The organism is Rhizobium rhizogenes NBRC 13257 (assembly GCF_000696095.1).
Lineage (GTDB): Bacteria > Pseudomonadota > Alphaproteobacteria > Rhizobiales > Rhizobiaceae > Rhizobium > Rhizobium rhizogenes.
The window spans coordinates 165,676-182,697 of sequence record NZ_BAYX01000012.1 but is presented as its reverse complement, the minus strand read 5'-3'; the positions used below and the strand labels follow the sequence as shown (position 1 = coordinate 182,697).

General features: G+C 59.4%; 11 protein-coding genes. 9 read left to right on the top strand and 2 right to left on the bottom strand.

The window, feature by feature from the left end; genetic code table 11:
* Positions 1-2: 2 nt before the first annotated feature.
* From scpB to RRH01S_RS25240, 8 genes are all read left to right on the top strand, one after another.
* Positions 3-689 carry an SMC-Scp complex subunit ScpB gene (gene scpB, locus RRH01S_RS25275; RefSeq protein ID WP_042474905.1) on the top strand — a complete coding sequence of 229 codons (687 nt, stop codon included), beginning with the start codon at positions 3-5 and terminating at the stop codon, positions 687-689.
* A 271-nt stretch (positions 690-960) separates the two neighbouring features.
* The gene (locus tag RRH01S_RS33215; protein WP_161600011.1) at positions 961-2,016 is read left to right on the top strand and encodes a nitrilase-related carbon-nitrogen hydrolase; all 1,056 of its coding nucleotides are present in this window, start codon (positions 961-963) and stop codon (positions 2,014-2,016) included.
* Positions 2,017-2,136: 120 nt separating this feature from the next.
* The gene (locus tag RRH01S_RS33210) at positions 2,137-3,459 is read left to right on the top strand and encodes a M20 family metallopeptidase (protein WP_052365250.1); all 1,323 of its coding nucleotides are present in this window, start codon (positions 2,137-2,139) and stop codon (positions 3,457-3,459) included.
* A gap of 47 nt (positions 3,460-3,506) precedes the next feature.
* Positions 3,507-4,904, top strand: a complete 1,398-nt coding sequence (locus tag RRH01S_RS25260) for a hypothetical protein (RefSeq protein WP_042474902.1) — start codon at positions 3,507-3,509, stop codon at positions 4,902-4,904.
* A 326-nt stretch (positions 4,905-5,230) separates the two neighbouring features.
* Positions 5,231-5,491, top strand: a complete 261-nt coding sequence (locus RRH01S_RS35260) for a M20/M25/M40 family metallo-hydrolase (protein WP_374188767.1) — start codon at positions 5,231-5,233, stop codon at positions 5,489-5,491.
* 419 nt (positions 5,492-5,910) lie between these two features.
* Positions 5,911-6,546 (top strand): hypothetical protein, encoded by a 636-nt coding sequence (locus tag RRH01S_RS33205; protein WP_052365249.1) that lies wholly within the window; start codon positions 5,911-5,913, stop codon positions 6,544-6,546.
* A 51-nt stretch (positions 6,547-6,597) separates the two neighbouring features.
* Positions 6,598-9,204, top strand: coding sequence for a PD-(D/E)XK nuclease family protein (locus tag RRH01S_RS25245; protein WP_042474896.1), 2,607 nt, complete (start codon positions 6,598-6,600; stop codon positions 9,202-9,204).
* Positions 9,201-12,479 carry a UvrD-helicase domain-containing protein gene (locus RRH01S_RS25240; protein ID WP_042474894.1) on the top strand — a complete coding sequence of 1,093 codons (3,279 nt, stop codon included), beginning with the start codon at positions 9,201-9,203 and terminating at the stop codon, positions 12,477-12,479. Before RRH01S_RS25245 ends, RRH01S_RS25240 begins: the two co-directional genes overlap by 4 nt.
* Positions 12,480-12,488: 9 nt before the next feature.
* Here RRH01S_RS25240 and RRH01S_RS25235 read toward each other — a convergent pair whose 3' ends face one another.
* Together RRH01S_RS25235 and RRH01S_RS25230 are read right to left on the bottom strand one after the other, a co-directional pair.
* On the bottom strand, positions 12,489-13,907 hold the full coding sequence (locus RRH01S_RS25235; RefSeq protein WP_042474892.1) for a UvrD-helicase domain-containing protein: 1,419 nt from the start codon (positions 13,905-13,907) through the stop codon (positions 12,489-12,491).
* Positions 13,894-15,612 (bottom strand): ATP-dependent nuclease, encoded by a 1,719-nt coding sequence (locus RRH01S_RS25230; RefSeq protein WP_042474888.1) that lies wholly within the window; start codon positions 15,610-15,612, stop codon positions 13,894-13,896. The genes RRH01S_RS25235 and RRH01S_RS25230 overlap by 14 nt, the downstream gene beginning before the upstream one ends.
* Positions 15,613-15,951: 339 nt before the next feature.
* Between RRH01S_RS25230 and RRH01S_RS25225 the strand changes: the two genes are divergently transcribed.
* Entirely contained in the window at positions 15,952-16,980 is a 1,029-nt protein-coding gene (locus tag RRH01S_RS25225) for an AAA family ATPase (protein ID WP_165586813.1), read from the top strand.
* Positions 16,981-17,022: the final 42 nt, after the last annotated feature.

Genomic DNA, 17,022 nt, shown 5'->3' with positions numbered 1-17,022 from the left:
AGATGGCGAAGTCCGCGGCAACTCAAACTCAAAGGCGACCATCGCGAGACCGACAGCAGGACGTTCTCTTTGATCGCGAACTCGAGGATCTGCCATCGGGGTTGCGTTGGCGGGAATGGATGCTGCGGGTCGAGGCGGTGATCTTTGCTTCGGCCGAACCCGTCAGCCGCGAGACCCTGGCGCGGGTGGTCGGAAGAGATTGCAGCATCGATCTGCTGATCGACGATCTTATCGCGGAGCTGGGGGATAGACCCTACGAACTGGTGTCGGTCGCCGGCGGCTGGCAGCACCGTACACGACCGCGGTTCGCCGAGACGATCCGCGCTTCCTCCGCGCCGACAAGGGGAGGGGCGGCGGAATTCTCGGAGTTCGAGGCGATGGTGCTGATGGCGGTGGGATATTTCCAGCCGGTGACAAGGAGCGAGTTGTCGAAGATTTTTGGCAAGGAGGTCAGCCGCGATACGATCGCTGCACTCCGCGGTGCGGGGTTTCTCGCCTCCGGCCCCCGCAGCCCGAGTCCCGGCGCGCCGTATACATATGTGACGACCATGCACTTCCTCTCAGCCTTTGGATTGGAGACGCTGCGGGATCTTCCCAACATGGAAGCGCTCGAGGATGCTGGGCTGCTAAGTCGAAAGGCGCTTGAAAACACGGGCAGCGAGCCTGAGGGCGACATTCTCGACGAATGAGACTTGATCAGTCAGTGCGTATTCATCGAGCCGATTCAAAATTGTTTGCCGGCGGCGGTTCCTGCGTGTCCTGCCGCTCGATATTCGACCGATGCTATTTCTCCTTCGAAGGGACGGCGGTTGAACGGGTGAAGCAATGCTTGGCTCATGTCATGGTTGCATTCCGGCAAATTTGAGATCACGATAGGTTGGGGATTGGCAGAGCATCATTGGCGGCAAGCGTGTCCCGTCATTTTGGGCCGATATTTGCTGCATGATCGGGGGATCGGGGATGTTCGTTGGCTGGCAGGGTATCAGAGCGATAGTTACCTTTGCTCTGCTCGTGTCGGGTTCGCCGGCGTCGAGAGCGGCTGAGGTCGGCCTTGTGCAACTGAGAACTGCCGACGCCGGTAATTTCCAAGTTATGAAGGCGTTGGCTGTAGAGGCTAAGAACCAGGGTGCAGAATTAGTTGTATATCCGGAGGCCTCGGATCTGGGATGGCTCAACCCGGCAGCCTTTACCCAAGCCGAGCCAATCCCCGGCAGATATAGCGCCGCCTTTGCGGCCATCGCTTCAGAACTTGGGGTCTGGGTTGCCGCGGGGCTCACGGAGCGGGGACCAAAAGCTGGTCCTGGTTCCAACCCAGACGCATTTGAGGCTTATGATGCCGGAATTCTCATCAATCCCAAGGGGCAAATCGTCATCCATCATCGACAGTTTAACGTCGTACAGAACGCCTTTGACCCCGCTGCCTGCCAATCCATCCTAAACCGACCACAATGCTCGTACACACCGGGTGAAAAAGACGACATCAAAATTGCCAGGACCCCATTCGGAAGGACGGCAATTCTCGTTTGCGCGGACGCCTATACTTACGCGCCAGCTGCCGCACTTGAGCAATTGAAGAAGCTCACACCAGATTTCGTCATCGTGCCATGGGGCGTCACCGCGGCGGCGCAAAATCAGTGCGGCGGCCAAGGTTTTAATGCAACAACATATGCTTCCGAAGCGGCTGCCTATCTCAAATCCGCCTTTGTCGTGGGTGCAAACGCGACAGGCGAACGTTCGTACGGTCGCTTCCTTCCATCCGTGTACTGCGGCGACAGCGGCTACGCTTCGCCTTCAGGAGATGCGGTCGAAGCGACGCCGACAACCTCCGCGTTAGTATTGGTCCATATTCCTGACAGCTTTCAGGCGCCGGCACCCCTCGTCACAAATGAAATGTCCGCAGTTCACTTGTGTCCTGTAGTTTGTAACTCGTTTGCTTCCGCTTGGAATCATCAATGGAAGGCTACTGACGCCGGCCGTGGGGGTAGCTGTGGCTGCATTCCCGACACCGGACAATGAGATCAACAAGGTTATCCGCGCGGTGACAGCCGTATGACCGACTTGGTTCGATTGGCCGTCGCAAGCTAACGGAAATTGCTCGACGCTGGCCGCCCATCAGGGGCATTTGAGGGAGTTTTCATGAAAATGATTTCGAAGTCCAGCGGGCGAGGAAGGGTCAAGAAATTTCTCCAGATGGAACGGTTCAAGCCTGTCCATGCTGTTCTTTTTGCCGGTTTCCTCTTGGCAGGCGCGCCAGTTTATGCAGCCGAAACCGGCATCGATCCGAACGAGGCCCTCGAAGCCTACGTTTACCTTCACCGGAATCCAGAGGTCGGCAAAGACCTGCCTAAAGCCCATGACTACATTGTCGGGCGGCTGCAGGCCTTGGGCGGCTTCTCGTTTGAAAATGTGCCGTCTTTGCCATCAGCGGTCATTGCCATCCTCGATAGCGGTAGACCTGGGCCGATAATCGCGCTGCGTGCTGATATGGATGCTCGTCGCCTGGATGTTGGGGATGAACCTACGAGCCACGATCCGCAGTCTCAGTTGCCAGGGCTCATGCACAATTGCGGTCACGATGCCCATAGTGCAATGCTTCTTGGTGCGGCCGCGGAACTACACGCGCATCCGGAGGAATTCAAAGGTAAGATCGTCTTCCTGTTCCAGCCGGCCGAGGAGGTCAAGGGAGGCGCCGACGACATTGTTGCTGATGGGATTCTGACGCGCCTTGGCGTCCGGGCTATTTTCGCACAGCATGTCGTCGCAGAACAGGCCGTTGGCGAAGTGACTGTTTCGCAGGGCTCGGCGATGGCCGGCAGCAACACCTTCAAACTTACGTTAAGCGGGACGGCTTCGCACGCCGCGATGCCTTACGAAGGCGCAGACCTTGGCGTAACCTCAGCCAAAATCATTCTTGAACTTGCCAACCTGCCTGCGCGCGGGTGGGATTCATCGAACCGTCCCGCGGTAATTTCGGTGACAAAGATCAGCAGCAGCTCCAACTCGATCAATGCGACCCCTGCAGAAATGACGATAGAAGGGACCCTGCGGGCATTCGAGCCCCTTGGAGACGTGGCAATTTCCGGATCACTCAACAATCTCATTGCGGTCAGGATCGGGGCGCTTGCGCAAGTCTACGGCGCAAGCATTGATTGGCACGTAACGCCCGGCACGCCGCCCACCATCAACGATGTGAGTATTATTCGCAGCCTGGCGACAGATCTGGGAACCGAGGCGGGTGTAAAGTTAGCCGTGTCGACGGACCGCTTCATGACCTCGGAGGATTTTGCATATTACGGACAGCAGTTGCCTGCGGTCTATTTCGGACAAGGCATCGCGAAGGACGGATTAGGCGACGTCGGGGTTCATCAGCGAGAGTTCACAATCCACCCGGACGCCCTCCCAAATGGCGTTCGGTTTCTGGTCGCGCTTGCGCGGCTTGCAAGCGAAAGACTTCACTGAACTCATCGAAATTCACCCCGGCGCAATCCGCGCGGAAGGAGGGACCAATGTCGGTCGTCGTAGCTGCCATCATCGCCGGCGCCACCGCGGGAATAACAAAGGTTGGAGGCGAAATCGTCTCTGACCTTTATAAGGCGCTGAAAGGAAAGATTGCCGAAGTCGCCCAGTTGGACCTTTCCAGCATCGAGGAGCAGCCGGAGGACACGCACGAAAGGATGGCACTGGAGGGCGAGGTAAAGGGGGCCAAGCTTGATACTGTTGCCGCGGTCATTGAGGCAGCCAACCGTGTGATAGAGGCTACGATAAAGCAGAAAGTGCCGATGGACGACTCTTGGCTTGTCGATGTCGAGACGCTCGTCGCGAAAAAGGACATCATCTTCCGCGACATGGATACGGAAGCGTTGTTGCTCAAAGCCAGATCCGTTCGCACTAACGGCCAATTCGTTGTGGAAGGTATCAAACAAGGACGCTCCCGGCAGAAGGCAGAACCCTTGCTTCAGGTTGGCCATCTGCAGGCCAACAGCGTCAGCGTGCTCCAAACGATAATCAACGCAGTTCCTAACTGGCTCAAGATCGTCATCGTGGTCGGCGTATCCGTTCTTATCGTCAAGTTCGGCTACGACTACTTTTCGAGACGTGCCGCTTTCGACGCGGCTGTTGAGCGTGTGTTCAGCCAGCAAGGGGACGGGTACATGTCCTCTGTAAATTCAATGCTGAATCTGCAAGCCAGCATTAGAAACACGAGAGACAACGGTTTTTGGACTCCGCTCACAGCGCAATGGAGCAAACATATCGGCCGACTGGAGGGGTTTTTTGAGCCAATCGCCACAGGACTGACGACAGGGACGATGTCGCCCGCCGGGTCCGCGCAGCGAATTTGCCCGGCCGTTGAAAATGTCCTCAAGGCCCATTACGGAATGCTTGCGAGTATTTCCAAGGTGCCCGGTATTTCGGTCAATTTTTCAGCTGGTACCGGAACCTCTGAGCTGTCGATTTTCGGCCCAGTGGTCTCCATTCCGAGCACGCGCGAGATCGAAGTCGTCTATGTCCAGGCTTGCGACGGAGACCTTGAGACGATCAAAAACCCTCCCGACCTGCGCACCGCGCAAGAAAAGCGGCACGATACAATTGGCGCGATCGATGAGCAGATTGAGGAACTAAGGCGTCTGAAGCAGACTGATATTACCGCCGCACGTGAAAAAGCACGTTCTGATTTCGTATCAGCGGTTGCCAGGTCATATATTCGAATGGGTATGTATCGAGTGGATGCCATCGACAAAGCCGAGCAAGAATATGACGAGGTTTACAACGGGTCTGGGTCATTCAACTACTTGGAGCCAGGGATAAACGACGCTGTCGACAGAATAAAACAGATAAAATCTCTCGCCTCGCGTGATTTCGATGGCGAGATTAAAGCCCTTGAAGCGCAAAAATCAGTTCTCTGAACCGCCATGGCATTCCATGCTGGATCGAGATACCTGAGCCGCCAAGTACTTTGCAGACTGGCTGAACGATCAGTTATTTTGCACCCCGCTGGGTCGGACGCGACGAAGTTAATACCTTTGCCTTGAGGCTTTCAAGAGTCGGGCTCACGGCGGAGATGAATAGGGGTTGAGCAGCAACGGCTACCGCTGGCGCATTCGGAAGCTGTCCATCTTATGCAGCCGTAAGCGATAGAAAGGCGAATGCGGATCGTCTTGTTTTGGCAAGCGGCTGTTCCGTTAACCACAGGCGTCCACTCGCGCGAGCGTCATACCGGGCTGCTGCGACGGTGGTGTTCAGAAACCTTTATCCCGCAGTCGTCTATCATCCGGCCGAAACGGCGTTGGCTGTGGAGGCTGCCCGAACTGTCTTGGGAGAGGACTCCTTCGATTCCGACCACTCGCAGCTCATGGGCTCGGAAGACTTCGCATTCATGCTCGAAGAACGACCTGGAAATACTGCGCTCCTTGACAACGGCAGCACGGCGGGGCCGCACGACCCTGCCTATGACTTCAACCACGCAGCCATCCCTTATGAGGTCGCTTACTGAAGAGGGTTGGTCGAGACAACCTTGTCGCTGTAAAATCTAGAAATTCGGCCTCTAAATCGTGATCGCCGCTTGCATACCAACCGCGCGCCGGCATCATCGGGGACTGACATGTCCTCTGATCAAAGTGATCCTGCTGCAACATGGCGAGACAGAGCGTGCGCGACACTTGAACGAGCAATGGCTCTGAAATTCGTGGTAGACTGTTTAAGGCTGGTCAGGTCATGTCGGGACAGACACCTTGAATTGCGCGGTATCATTTCGGTTGGGTTGCTTTTGATGAGGATGATGTGACGGCCGGTCATGGGCGCCCTTCTTGACTCGATGGGTCAAACGGCCGGTAATGCGCTCAGGTTTTTAAAGGCAGTGGACTCTGCGACACTCGCCGCAGGTCGATCTTCCATGGCAAACTAGGATTCGACGTGCAGCTACAAGCTAAAATAACCGATTTCAGCGAGTTCGACATTCTGCCGGTTTTGAAGAGGCCGTACGAGGAACGGGTGATCGATCCGACCTGTGGCACAGCCGGATTTCTGTTTCATGCCGCGGAGTATTTCGACAAGCTGGGCACCTACGAAGAGCAGAAGTCGAACTGGCAGGCGCGTGAGCGCGAGGAACGGCGTTTCAGGCTGCAATCCGCCCGACGTATGGCACGGACAGCGCACCGGATCGCCAGAGCGTCGCTCAAGAGCGCAAGCCTACGATCCAACAAGGTGAAAACCATCGACCTCTCCGAGGAAGAACTCGCTGCCCACGTTCTAGAATTGTTTGCCGACCAAGGAGGTCGCTGCAAACTATCCGACCTGGCTGTACAATTTGATGGGGCAATAGCTGATCCAGAGATGGCGTGCTCTCTCGACCGCATCGACAGTGGGGGAGGTTACACCCGAGGTAATCTACAGGTCGTCTGCAACTTCATCAATCGGTGGAAGAGTGATACCGACAATTACAAGTTCAAGCAGCTGCTCGCGCTCATCAGGTGCCATGCTCCTCAGCAAGAGGTGATAGCTCCGGCAGACCGGTTGTCGCCCGGGTGGGTCCATACGCATCGCCTCTGACCTAAAATATTGGTGAAACCATATGAACGGGAGCGTTTGGAGGCGAAGAACATGCTCATTCATACCGTGGTTGTCGATGGGGCCCTAGCGTTGCGGATGCAGCGGCTCGCCGCTGCGTGCGAAGGCGCGATCGGCCGCCAGATACTAACGCTTCCCCTTCTAGCTGCTCGGCTAGCGGGCGGCTTTATAGCGCCGGCGTCACAAGAGATCTTATATCCCGCGATACGAGCAGCTCTTGACGCCGGAGCGTACGAAGACATCGGAAAGGTTGCCGGCCTGCCTGGGATGCCATCTGCTGTACTCACCGCCCTCCGCAGCTGGTGGGACGCCGGCATCATAACTGGAATTGCGGACAACCCCCGCCTTCGTGACTTTACGATGCTGGAACGACGTGTGAGAGAGGCGCTGCCTGCGGGTACACTTGCCCCGCCAGATCTCGTTGAAGCGGCGCTGAAGCGTCTGGACCACGCTCCAAAACTTTTGGGTTCGGTCACGCTTCACGAGGTTCCCGACATCAAGCCTATCTGGCACCAGCTCATCGTGCAGCTCTGCGGTGTTGTTCCAGTGCGATGGGTCGCTTCGGCTCATTGCCGGCGGAGCTGGTTCCCGGGAAAGACGGAAGCTTTGCCGGCCGGCCGCAGTCTGCTCGCCGCCGCCGATGTCTGCGCCGATCCGCGAAGCGAAGTGCGAGAGGCGCTACGCTGGGCGCGGGCGCTCATTGCGGAAGACGGCATATCTCCAAGCGAAATCGCGGTCACAGCCACTTCGCCGACAACTTGGGACGATACATTCTTGGTGCTTGCGCGCGAGGCCGGGCTTCCATTGCATTTCAGCCATGGCGTCCCGGCTTTGGCGACGCGCGAGGGCCAAAGCTGCGCCGCGCTCGCTGATGTTCTACTGAGGGGTCTCTCGCAAGAACGTGTGCGCCTCCTGTTTGCTCGGATTTCTCCAGCGCGTCACAATATCCCCCTCGACTGGGCAAAGGGTTTACGGCGAAGCGCTGCTCTGTCGAGTCCGCAGCATTGGCGGCACGCCCTCAAGAATGCGCGGGCCGAGCGGGCAGATGGAGAAGCGGCTGAAAAAGCATTGTTGCCGGTTATCGAGCTTCTCGCTCGCGGTATCCTCGAGGCGGATCGCGCGGGACATCTTCTGTTGCGTGGGTCGGCGCTCACCTTGTGGCAGGATGCCCTGCGCATGGCGCCTCCCCAAGCAGTGGCACTATCGCTCCAGGCTCTCCGGGTCGATGACGGGAGAGAGCCCGGCAGCAGCGTCGTGTGGGGACCGGCTCGTCATCTAGCCGGCGCCTCTCGCAAGCATGTCCGGCTTCTTGGCCTCGAAGCAAACGCCTGGCCGCGCCAAACGATCGAAGATCCGTTGCTGCCGCAGCATCTTCTCGACAAGATTAGGCTTCCGTCAGCTGATATAGCCGACGAGGACCGAAGGATGCACAACCTCATCGTAAGTCAGTCTGACGGCTATGCGCTGTCACGCGGACACAGGAGTGCGACGGGTGCGCTGCAAGCCGCGAGCACGCTATGGCGCCGCGATCAGGAGCGGATCGTGAGCAGGAGCGGCATTCCTAGGCACGCCTTCAGCGAAAGCGATCGCCTGTACGCAAGACCTGCAGATGCAGGCAAGCAACGGCAGGTTCGGTCTAGCCGCGCCTGCTGGCGGGCTTGGCAGGACAGCGAGCGACATACAATGCATGACGGCCTGGTTCGAGCGAACCATCCTTTGATCCTGGATGCGCTCGCGGAAGTACAATCCACGACGTCCCTAAATCGCCTCCTTTGCAATCCGCTCGGGTTTGTCTGGGAGTACGCGCTTCACTGGCGTGAGCCCAATCTGGACCCCCAGCCACTGGCGCTTGACCATCGCGCGTTTGGAGAACTCGTCCACGCCCTCATTGGAGGCGTTCTCCGCGACGGTGCGCCGATAAATGCCGATGAGATCGAGATCGGTCTAGCGGATGAAGCAAGGCGACTGGGCGACGCATGGCCAATCGCACGTGCTGTCCCACCGGGTCTGCTATGGCGCCATACCATGACAGTGGCCCGCGAACGCGCATCCCGCGGGTTGAGAGATGCTCTTGGAGAACCTCGTGGCATGAGTTGGACGGAGCTCACATTCGGGGAGCCCATCGACGGGCCTCATCCTTGGACAACGCTTTCGCCAGTCTCGGTGGGAGCGACCGGTATCGCATTTCGCGGCAGAATCGATCGGCTCGACGAGGACGGGTCTCGAGGCACGGCCATCATAACCGACTACAAGGCAGGTGCGGCGCCCGAGCGGAAGAAAACTATCGTTTTCAATCGAGGAACGGAGCTGCAACGCGTTTTCTATGCTCTGGCCGCCAGATCGTTGCTGCCGGAGGTTCGGAACGTCGAGTCTCGGCTGACCTATCTCAGGAACGAACCCGCCCGCACATTGAGCTTGGTCCACGACGAACTCGCAGCTGCAATCGAGGAAGCCATCACCTTCACAGCCGCCGGTGTCGAACTTCAGAAGACCGGGCAGATTGCGCCGGGTCCCCAGCCGGAGTTTTTTGACCCGATTTCGATCGCGCTGCCATCCGACCTGGACGTCTATCGTCGTACCAAGCAACGTCCCTTCGCGCAGGTGAACAGCCCGCTATCCAAGCTTTGGAGCAGTCCGTGACCGCTGACTTAGATGCTCGCAGACGCGCGTTGACAGACTTCATATCCAACATCCTGGTCGAGGCAGCCGCTGGCACCGGTAAGACGTCGTTGATGGCTGCCCGTGTTGCGATGATGATAGCGAGCGGGATTGAACCCTCAAAGATCGCCGCGATCACCTTCACCGAACCGGCGGCAAGCGAGCTTGAAGCGCGAATTCGTTGGACGATTGCGGAGCTCCGCGCCGGAAAGATCCCGCCGGCGCTTGCAAAAATACTCACTGAGCCGTTGGACGCGGATGCGCTTGCTCGTCTCGAGGCCGCGGCTCCGCGCCTCGACGAAATCACGGCGACGACAATCCATGGCTTCTGCCAGGGCATCATCCGCTCGCACGGGCTCGCAGCGAGTCTGGATCCCGGATCCAGAGTGATTGATGCGACTGTCGCCGAGGCTCTCTTCGACGAAGTGCTTGCCGAGTGGCTGAGGGGCAAGCTCGCGGACAGTGCCGACGAAGATGGAGCGATCGCCACCCTGGCCAAGGACGACCCGCTTGGCGTTGTCGAGCGCGTTCGCGAGCTTGCCATATTGCGCCGGGACCATCGTACCGCGAGCGCACCTGCACCTGATTTTTCATCCCGGCCGGATCGGACATTCACCGATGCCGTCGGGGCGTTTTCCCGGTGGCACGCGGCTGGTCCAGCCGAGACTGGCACAGCAGACCTGATCGATGACCTAGAGCGTCTGGCCGCATTCTATAACGAGGCCCTGGTGAGTACCGCATTTCCAGAGCTTTGGCGCTTGACGCAGCCTCCACGCATCGAAGCGATGTTGCCGCGGTCCATCGATCTACAGCCCTATCGCAGAATGGCGGCCTGGAAGAGTGTCCTCGGAGCGGTCGAGGGCCAGCGCCGCGGTGAGGAAGCGTCCGCCCGCTACGAGCAGGTAAGCGCGGCATACCGCGTCTTGATCGGGTCGATTGCCCAGAGGCTTGTGCACGAACTGGCCGCGGCCTTGAGCGAAGTGATCGATGCGTATGAACTTCGCAAGCGTGATGCTGCGGTGCTGGATTTCGATGACCTTTTGCTTCAGGCGCGGCTTCTCGTTTGCGACCATACGGAAATTCGCGAATGGCTCGCGTGGCGCTACTCGCATCTTCTCGTCGATGAATTCCAGGACACCGACCCGCTGCAGGCCGAGATCTTGTTTTTCATCGCGGCAACCTCGCCTCCCACTCGCTGGGAACAGGCTCAGCTTCGGCCCGGCGCACTGTTTCTGGTCGGCGATCCCAAACAGGCCATCTATCGGTTTCGCGGGGCCGACATCGAAGCTTATGCCGTGGCTAAGTCGGTGATCGCAAAATCAACGAATGGCTGCCTGCTTGCGGTCACGGCTAATTTCCGGTCCCGGGCGGAAGTGCTAAAACATGTCAACGAGGTTTTCCAGCAAGTGCTGGCCAAGCCGGGACAGCCCGGCTTCGTACCCTTAACGGCTACGGTGAACCCCCCGCCGCTGCCATTTCCAGCTGCGGCGAAGCTCACGATCGACGTGCCGCGCGATGCCCGGGCAGAGGAGCAGCGCGAGGCGGAGGCGGAGGCAGTGGCCGAACTTTGCGTACGCCTGATAGGGGCACTTACGATCACCGAAGCAGACGGGACGGAGCGTCGCCTTCGCGCAGGGGACATGGCCTTGCTCGCGCCCACCCATACCGATTTATGGCGTTACGAGCGCGCCCTTGAAGGACAGCGGGTCGCTGTCGCCTCTCAGGCAGGTAACGCGCTATTCCGGCGGCAGGAACTGCAGGATATTCTGGCTCTGGTCCGAACCTTGACCGATCCCTTGGACACACTCGCTTTTGGCGCGCTTATGCGCGGCCCGCTTGTCGGAATGAGCGATGAAGAGTTGCTCGATGTCACGGCGGCACTCAAGCCTGATGCGGATGGACGCCGGCGATTTCAGTTGCGGACGGTGGCTGACGACGTTGGACACTCCCTCGCTCGTGAAGTGCTTGTCAAACTCCAGGGTCTGCACCGTCTCGCCGCGGAACTCACACCCATGCAATTGCTGGGGTACGCGATCGAACGCTTGAACCTCCGCGTGGTGATGGCAGCGCGTCATGGCCAACGCAACGCCCGAGCACTGGCGAACCTCGACGCAATTATCGAGCTCGCCAGGCCCTATGGAGTCGCTGGCCTGCGCGCGTTTGCGCTCGATCTCCAGCGGGGGTGGGAGCGAAAACGCCGCCACCCCGAGGGACGGGTGGACGTCTCTGGAGACGCGGTCGAAATCGTCACGATGCACAGCGCCAAGGGGCTTGAATGGCCTGTCGTCATTACGGTGAATTCGTCAACTCGTTTCAAGCCTCAGGACCAGTTTGTGTATCGCCAATCGGACGATACCCTTCATTGGATCGTCGGCGGCATTGAGCCGCCCGACTTGGCAGCCGCCCGCAACGAGGAGGAATTCCGCGAAGCGAGGCAGCGTGAACGGCTGTGGTACGTTGCGACCACGCGTGCCCGCGATCTGCTCGTAATCCCCGATCTGCCAGGAGCGTCGTCGCGCTCGTGGTCGAGGGTCATGGATCTGGGACAAAAGCGCCTGAGTGAGCTTCAGACTGACATGCTGCCTGCGTCCGAAGTGACCACTGCTAATATCCTAACCAACGAGCAGACCGATGCGATCTTCATCGCCGAGCGCGAGCGCATCGTGGCTGCCTCGGAACCAATTCTCTGGGATCGTCCGAGCGAGCGCGATCCTGACCGCAGCGCAGACACGATCGACAGCTTTGTCGTGGATATTACGGCGGATGGCCAGCGAATTGTCGGGGCAGGCGCCCTCCGCGGTACCGTTCTTCACAAGCTCATGGAGGAGCTTCTCAATGGTGAATTGTCCGATAGTGAGGACGAGGCCATCCGGCGCGCAGGCGAACTGCTTGACCAACTGCAAGCCGTTGTCGATGACGACGCCATCGAGCGCAGGCCGGATCCTGCCGAGATGGGGAGAACGGCGCTGCGGACATTGCGCCTGCCCGAGCTTGAGCGGTTCGTCGGCAAGCTCGTACCCGAAATTCCGCTATGGGCCGCAACCCCGCCACGCTATCTTGCCGGCCGAGCGGACGCGGTCTGGGTCGACGATGACCGGATCGCCCTGGTCATAGACTGGAAATCGGATGTGAACCCGGATGCGCCTGCACAGGGTGCACACGCGGCACAGCTCCGTGACTATCTGAGCGTGACCGGTGCTGAACGCGGGGCCGTCGTTTACATGTCAGCTGGGCATGTCTCCTGGATCGAACCGTGAGTCCCGTGATCACCAGACAGGATTGAGTATCGGGGAGGAGGAGCAAACGATCACCCGGCTAGATCCACGCGTCATCGCGACGTAGAGGTTTCGAGCGTTGAGAGCAGCGGCGTTCAGAACAACGGAGACATCGGCTTCAAGGCCCTTGAGTAACAAGGTGCTGCCGACGGAGCGTCTGGCAAGCGGCCGCCCGACCAACCGCGACTGCTCGCGGATCGCAACAGTCGCCTCCCGGAAGGATGGTCCCCCTGGGGAGGCGGCGAGCTGCAGGGCGCGCTGTGCTGCGGCAAGCACCGCCGGACGATAACACCGCACCCCACCCGCCCTGTTGATAGACACCAAAAGGTCTGCAACCGCGCTGAGCGTTCGCTCCTGCTCGAACACAACGGCCGCCTGTTCCATGTCGGACAAGGCACGGCCAAGGCTGCCCGCCCGGGCGGCAGTGATCGACCGCACAAGGTCATCGGCTGAAAAATTGCTCATCAGATTTTCTGCAAATCCGGCAGCCACTGACAGCGCTTCCGGGCGGCTGACATCGAAGGCAGCGCCAAAATCAATGAGGTCACGCAAGTCTACGGCCTCCACAGTGACGGCACCGTCGACCTGACGTGCGAAGCGGCGCTGTCCAGCCGGGTCGGTGCTGTCGCCGATAATAAGCACCTTCGCGTCGCCAGGGACTTGTACCGCGGCCGCCGCGAGACGAAGCGTATCATCGCGCCGGCCGTCGAGCTCGATCCACTGAACTGCAGCCGGTGCCATTCGCAGATCGATCGGTGCGCCGCTGGCGAGTTGGGGCCGGAGAGAAAGCAACCAACTGCCCAATTGGGCAGCTCCGGCATTGTTCCAACGCCACGGAGTTGTCAGTTCCCCGACGACCGGGAAGAACGCCAGAACCTCTGAATTCCAGTCCGCTAGACGGTCGGCCCCGAAGCCGAAGATGGATTGGAAGGGGTCTCCGACGATCGCTGTCGGCAGGCTCTGCGCAAGCCAGGCTACGAGCGCATGCTGCCGGATCGAGCAGTCCTGATACTCGTCGACGAACAGCCTTTCGTAGCTGGCGGCGAGGATGTCGTTCACATGTCCGGCGGCGGCGAGCCGTGCCGCTGCATCTCGGATGGCCTCATAATTCGGCCGGGCACCGGTTATGATCCGCGGATCGTGCCCCGCGCGCTGCGGAAATGTTGAAATCAGCCGGATGGCAAAACCATCCAACGTGGCTGATCGATAAGAGTTCGGCTTCACCCCCGCCTTTTCGAGACGCCCACGCAGAGCTGCAACACCGGCATTGGTGTGCGTCAACACCAGAACCGGTTTCGCGCCGCTGTGCCGCGCAAGCGCGTCCGTAATGAGCTGCGTCTTCCCACAGCCAGCAGGCGCTACGACAAGTCCCCGCCCGATTGCATTCAGGTCGATTTCACCGGCTGCCATCTTCAATCCAATCCAACACGCCATCCATTACACTCGTGAGACTGGCATTGGCGGCAGCATAGGAAGGTCCGACGATGGTCCGTCCGGCGGTCTCCATGGTTGTAATGGTCTTAAACCAGCCGAACCGCGCCGCAGCATTCCCCAGGAGCGTTCGGCTGGCGGCATCGAAGCCATTAATCAAAGCGTCGGTTTCAAGAACAATCAGCGACGTCGAGCTGTTCGAAATCGTCTTGATATGCGCGTCGATAAGTGCGCGATCTTTTGCTTCGACCGCAAGCTCAAGGAGTTGCGCGACGGACGCGTCGGACAAGGCAGCAAACAGCTCCTGCTCAAGCGCCCGCCCCCCGCCCCAGGCGAAAACCTGCCCTCCGCCGGCGAGGAAAGCTGCTTCCGCGGCTGCAGGCGCGGCTTTGTCACTATCGCGCAGGATGGCGACGCGGTATCCAAGGGACTGCAACGCGTTGGCGCGGCTGAACGTCTCATCGCCATTGCCGTTGACCAGCGTGGCGCCGCAGGCGGCGAGAGATAGTTCACCTGTTCCGGTAAAATGTTGATCCAGCCCGCGCATAAGGCCGATCTCGCTTCCGCCTTCACACACAACGATGGAGGTGGCAAGCAGGGCATGGGCGTGAGCCCGGATCGTCCCCTGCACGTTCCCTGCGTCGCTGGCACGGGTCACGACGTGTTCGTGATCCTTATGTCGGACAATGTGGAGCTGGTGAGCGCTCAGTTCGGTGACGGTCGTTGGTGAATGGCTGGTCGCGAACACCTGCATCGGAGGAACTTCTTCCTTGGCACCGAGCGCCCCGAGCAAGCGGATGATGCGGTGCGGCTCAAGACCGTATTCCAGTTCATCGATCAGGAAGGTCGTTGCCTTCTCTGCAGCTTTCCGCTGCAAAGCGGCGATCAAGAGACGCGACGATCCCAAGCCGAGCGACCTTAGTGGAATACCGCTCTCGTCGTGCAGCGAGATCGACCCGCCCGTAAAGCTGATCGAACCGGCGTCGATAAGGGCCTGCACCGCCGCACCGACAGGAACGCCCATCTCACCTGCAGCGGCGGTGACGATCTTCAACGAACCTTCCAACTCCTTGAGTTTCTCCTGATCAAAAGCATCACGCATCTCGCGCGCCAGCCGGGTCAGTTCACTCGATGTATCTGCCTTGCCTTCCGTGATTTTGCTCAACACCGAGCCACGCCGCCACGTTAGGTGTGAGTCGCCCGCCCCACCGAGCCGCGCCGGGGCGATCCGGGTGCGATCCGCCCAACTGAGGTTGCGCGTTCGTCCCGCTGCCTGCGCGCGCGGCGACACGAGCGACCATTCCGGCTCCAGGTCGCTCTGTACGGTGAGTTGCAGGGTCAGCGCCGTTTCTAGCCCGGCGCCTGGCTCCGCCTCCACGATTCCCGTCACCGCGTTGAAGCCCACAAGGAAGTCGCCATACGCGTCGATGTTCTTGAGCGGATCATCGAGGGCGCCAAGGGTAACCGAAATGCGGATAGGCTGATTAAAGTCGATCCCGTGGAAGTCCGTATCCGTGAAGGACAACGATCGCCGCGCGCCGAGGCATAAATCGATCGCGTCGAGAATAGTCGACTTCCCGCTGTCACCCGGACCGACCAGACAGTTTACGCCGGGTCCTGGCAGCCATCGAAGCTTTTTAATTGCGCGAAAGTTCGCAATTTCTAGCAGCCGAACTGCGGTCATGCCGCCCCCCTTAACAATTGCGTTTTCCGCGATAAGCTTCTGCCGCCAACCCGTGGTTAAACCCGGGTATACGGCGTGCTATTTCTGCCCGCGGCTGGATTAGAAATTACACTCATGGCGAGTGATTGAGAACAGGGCTTTTCCATGTGTGTGTTGGCGAGGTGTGAATTTCATGTATAGAAGTGCGAGAGGTGCGCGGGAGAAGACTTTTTCAACTATTTGGGTTACGATTCGCGTGACCGCGAGTTTAACTCCAGAACCCTCAGAAACGCGATCGATATGGCACGAAGCGACCTCCTCATTTCCCTTGTACGCGCCGGAGCGTCCGGCGATCGGGCAATGCTGAAATCCGCAACGGAAGCCCTGGTGGCTGAGGAGCGTGCACAGAACCATCACATCGTCGCCGATAGACTCGAGCGCGCTCTATCAACGGTCGCCGTCACGCCACCCGCGCTGACGGCCGCCTCCAGTCCTGCCGGTTCCGGAAAGGACACGATACTCGAACTCGAGCCGCGACTTCAGCTCAATCAGCTGATGCTTCCGCTTCCGGTGGAGCAGGGCGGCCGTCAACTCATCGAAGAGCATACTCGCGCCGATGTCTTGCGCGCTCATGGCTATGAGCCGCGCCATCGGGTTCTGCTCTCCGGTCCACCCGGTAACGGCAAGACCTCCTTTGCTGAGGCTGTGGCGGAGGCACTCGGGCTACCGTTTTTTGTTGTCCGATACGATGCGCTGATCGGAAGCTACCTCGGCGAGACGAATGCTCGTTTGCGCAAGCTATTCGACTATGTCCGTACACGGCCGAGCGTTCTGTTCTTCGACGAGTTCGACTCGATCGGCAAGGAACGTGGCGATACCCACGAGACCGGCGAAATCAAGCGGGTCGTCTCGTTCCTCCTGATGCAGCTCGACCAGCTGCCCAGCTACGTCGTCGTGATCGCCGCAACCAACCACGCCGAGCTGCTGGACCGGGCAGTTTGGCGACGCTTCCAGATGCGGTTGGCTTTCCCGGCCCCGGACCGGCAGAGGATCGGAGTTTTCCTCGACCACATTATCTCGCAATGGCCCGATGCGCCTAAGGCTGCGGCGAAATCGATCGCCGCGAAATTGGGTACCGTAAGTTTTGCAGAGGCTTTGGATTTCTGCCAAAACGTGCGAAGACGACAGATATTGGGCTTGGGGGAGCTTTCCATCGACGATGCACTTCGTTCAGAACTGGACCTCTGGGCAACAAGAGTTAGCCCCGAGGTTTTGAATGGCGAGCGATCCGACCAAACCGATACTGAGACTGCATCCGAGCGCTCCGCAGCCAAGAGCACCCGGCCGTCAAGCGGTCGTACGCGGCCCTCAACCAAACTCAACCGCTGACCAGAACCAGCGATTTGGCGCGAAATTTCAACGTCTTACCGA

Excerpts from the sequence above, each read along its gene's own strand:
- scpB (WP_042474905.1), top strand. The coding sequence starts at position 3 with ATGGCGAAGTCCGCGGCAACTCAAACTCAAAGGCGACCATCGCGAGAC.
- RRH01S_RS33215 (WP_161600011.1), top strand. The coding sequence starts at position 961 with ATGTTCGTTGGCTGGCAGGGTATCAGAGCGATAGTTACCTTTGCTCTG.
- RRH01S_RS33210 (WP_052365250.1), top strand. The coding sequence starts at position 2,137 with ATGAAAATGATTTCGAAGTCCAGCGGGCGAGGAAGGGTCAAGAAATTT.
- RRH01S_RS25260 (WP_042474902.1), top strand. The coding sequence starts at position 3,507 with ATGTCGGTCGTCGTAGCTGCCATCATCGCCGGCGCCACCGCGGGAATA.
- RRH01S_RS25245 (WP_042474896.1), top strand. The coding sequence starts at position 6,598 with ATGCTCATTCATACCGTGGTTGTCGATGGGGCCCTAGCGTTGCGGATG.
- RRH01S_RS25235 (WP_042474892.1), bottom strand. The coding sequence starts at position 13,907 with ATGGCAGCCGGTGAAATCGACCTGAATGCAATCGGGCGGGGACTTGTC.
- RRH01S_RS25230 (WP_042474888.1), bottom strand. The coding sequence starts at position 15,612 with ATGACCGCAGTTCGGCTGCTAGAAATTGCGAACTTTCGCGCAATTAAA.
- RRH01S_RS25225 (WP_165586813.1), top strand. The coding sequence starts at position 15,952 with ATGCTGAAATCCGCAACGGAAGCCCTGGTGGCTGAGGAGCGTGCACAG.